Origin of the sequence: Candidatus Magnetobacterium casense (assembly GCF_019173545.1) — a bacterium.
GTDB classification, from domain to species: domain Bacteria; phylum Nitrospirota; class Thermodesulfovibrionia; order Thermodesulfovibrionales; family Magnetobacteriaceae; genus Magnetobacterium; species Magnetobacterium cryptolimnobacter.
This window is the reverse complement of sequence record NZ_JABXWD010000466.1, coordinates 1-2,404: the sequence shown is the minus strand read 5'-3', so window position 1 is coordinate 2,404 and position 2,404 is coordinate 1. Positions and strand designations below refer to the sequence as shown.

Annotated in this window: 1 protein-coding gene; it reads left to right on the top strand. The window is 54.6% G+C overall.

All coding sequences use genetic code 11. The features are described 5' to 3' along the window. The coding region (locus tag HWQ67_RS16410; protein WP_218253764.1) for a translocation/assembly module TamB domain-containing protein at positions 1-2,395 on the top strand (2,395 nt) is incomplete at its 5' end. Positions 2,396-2,404: the final 9 nt, after the last annotated feature.

The following is a 2,404-nucleotide window of genomic DNA, read 5'->3' as shown; positions in this document are numbered from 1 at the left end:
GCTCATCAGCGGCGCCGTCAGTCTGGATAAGGGCAACTTCTGGGGCCTTGACTTTACCGCACTACAAGGTCAACTGCGCTACAGTCGTGAGTTGCTGGAACTGAAATACGGCGCCGCTATGACGTATACGGGCAACACCTCTTTTGCCGGGGCAGTGCATTTCAGCGATACCAAGTATATCTTCGACTTCAATCAGCCGGTGATGGCCTTTGATGTTGCCGTAAGGGGGGCCGATGTCGGGGGCCTGTCAAAGAGGTTCTCCGAGGGAAGTGGCATCAATGCCCGGAGGATATCCAGCCAAAAGATGTCGGGTAAACTCAATACGACATTCAGTATATCGGGGCCGCTGGAGAGTTTAAAGTACGCCGGAGACTTTGACGTAAGCAAGCTCGAGGTTGCCAATCATCCCGTGGGTCTTGCACGCGGCCGGTTTGTCTACCACGATGAGGCGTTGACCATGCCGCAGTTGACCCTTAAGACGGATGCCTCAGAAGTAAGCGCTGCTATCGGGGTCTCACTCACGGGCGTCAATGGCGACGATTGGCAACAGTTGCGCTACAAGGTCACCTCCGATAGCTGTATCATAAACGAAAAGGACATCCCCTATGCGAAGTTGCCGCGTACACAAAAGGGTGGCGTGCAAAGGGGTGCTATATCCACGCTCTGGGGGGACCCCGTACTGCATTGCCGGTTCTCCGGTGAGGGCACCCTGGGGCAGCCGGCCCTTGTGATGAATGCCTGGGGCAAGGAGGCAATGTCGCCAAACGTGGCCGAGGCAAGGCTCACCGGCGACGGCGTGATATTCAAGGGTGGACTGCTCGATGGCAACATAAGTGTCAAGGGCAAGGTGGGCATCTTTGCCAAGGATATGCCGTGGTTGCTTGACGGCACTATAAAACGCACCGACTACGCACCGTTGGCCAGGAAGTTTGACCCTCGTCTGCCGCAGGACTTACGGCTTACCGCCCTGGGCAGTTTCTCCCTCTATGGCAACGCACAGACGCTTAAGGGTAGGCTCCTGGTGCCAACGTTTGAGGGGTCTGCCTATGAGCAGGCATTTTCCAACACCGCCCCGATAGACATCTCCATGGATGGCAGAGAGGTGCATGTAAACTCCTTTGTGCTGACAACGGGGCAGACCGCCATATATCTCACCGGTTCGCTGGTGGCGGGGAAGTCGTACAACCTCAACATCACCGGCAAGCCCAGGCTGAATCTGTTCCGGGGGATGTCGGACAAGATAAGTTGGCTAAACGGGGAGGCCGATGTGGCGGTATCCATTGTTGGCAACTGGCAGAGTCCGCAACTGACTGGTGGTATAGACATAAAGGGCGCAACGCTTGGAATAACAAACATCCGACACTACTTTAATGACATCAACGCCTACATGTACTGTGACGTCAGAAGATGTGTCGTTCAATCTCTGAATACAAACTTTGGAGGCAGCCTCTTATCGGGCAGCGGAGTGGCCTACATTGACGGCCTCAGCATCAAGAAGTTTTACCTGGAGGGCAATCTCAAAAACATGCCGATATACATCAGTGATGGCTTCAAGGCGTACCTCGATGGCAACCTGTACTACAGCGGCGATCTGGCAAAGCAGACCCTTTCAGGCAGCATCAAGGTCGCCAAGGCCCGGTACACCAAGAACCTCTACCTCCAGGAGATGATCCTTGCCAACACCACGCCGCAGTTGTCACGGTTGACCACGTTCAAGACACTGGAGTTGAACGTCAATCTCACCGGTGACGACAACATAGCCATAGAGAACAACGTCATCGAATCGATGCTCAAGGTAGACCTCCTGGTGCGTGGCACGGCCTCAAACCCCGTGCTCTACGGTCGCATACAGACAGACCGTGGAAAGGTGCTCCTGCAAAAGAGCGAGTTTGACCTCATCAACGCCAGCGTCGATTTTACGGGTGAGGAGGGGTTCAACCCCTTTATCAACGTCCTGGCCGAAACCACGATCAGCGGTTACAGCATCCGTCTGGTGATGGATGGTCAACTGACGAAGGCCAACGTAGCGTTGTCGTCTTTTCCGCCGCTGACGGAGAAGGCCATTGTCAATCTCCTCTCCGAGGCCGGGACGTCCACGCTGTTGACGACCAGGTATCAGAGTCTTGTCGAGGAGCGGCTGAAAAAGATCGGCGGCCTCAGCAGGATACAGTTGGCCCCCTCCTATGACGAGGACAAGTCCACGATCACGCCGCAGATGATAATCTCCAAGAAATTCCTCAACGGTAAGCTAAATCTGTCGTTCATAACCACCTCCACCAAGGGCGACAAGATCAAGGCCCAGTACATGTTAAGGCGGAACATCTCACTCGTAGGCGAAAGAAACGAGTTAGGTCGTCTGGGCGCCGACGTAAACTTCAGGTACGAATTCAAGTAGAAGAAAAGG